The organism is Oleiphilus sp. HI0128 (assembly GCF_001635365.1).
In genome coordinates, this window is record NZ_LWGG01001379.1 from 1 (window position 1) to 633 (window position 633).

At 41.2% G+C, this 633-nt stretch carries 1 protein-coding gene; it reads right to left on the bottom strand.

Features of this window, described 5'->3' with window-relative positions; translation table 11 throughout:
* The coding region (locus A3763_RS22775; protein ID WP_231872296.1) for an AsmA family protein at nt 1-379 on the bottom strand (379 nt) is incomplete at its 3' end.
* Nucleotides 380-633 lie beyond the last annotated feature (254 nt).

Below are 633 nucleotides of genomic sequence, written 5' to 3' on the forward strand. Positions count from 1 at the left end.
TAAGCCAATTGGCTTTTCCTTGCTCGTCTTCAAATAGCGATATTTTTGCACTATCGAGAAGCAGGGTGTGAACGCTGGGTGAACCCTTGAGTAAAGAAAATAGGTCTACCTGCGCCAGTATTCTCTTAATAGATGCAAACGCTTGTCCATGCTGATCACTGATTTGCATATCGTTGATATCAATGCCGAGTGGGTACAAAGACCAGGTTAGGGACCCGTCTATCGATAAGTTTATTCCGGCTTGTTCTATAGCTTGCTGCTCAATCGTAGGTTTGAAGCGATTTGCATCTTGAAACTGAATGAACAGCGCGATACCTAGCACTGCTAATAAGGGCAGTCCGATAACCAAAAGTAAGCTGAATTTAAGAAATTTGTTCATTGCTGTATATGGCCCTTAATGAGTCGGTTTCTTGTTCAAGGTATCGTGGCTTTTTATCTTTGAAGTGTTTATTATTGCTGGTCTGCAGGATTATGTCATTGAAGCTTTTCGAATTTCTAATCGGAACGCTCATTAATAGGCTTGCCCGCACAGAAATACACCCTGAGAAAACCACCAGTGATAATAATAGTGAGGTAGGAAATGACCGTTAAAGTAAGTATTGATATTGATCGCGAGTTTACCGTTAAAGCCGA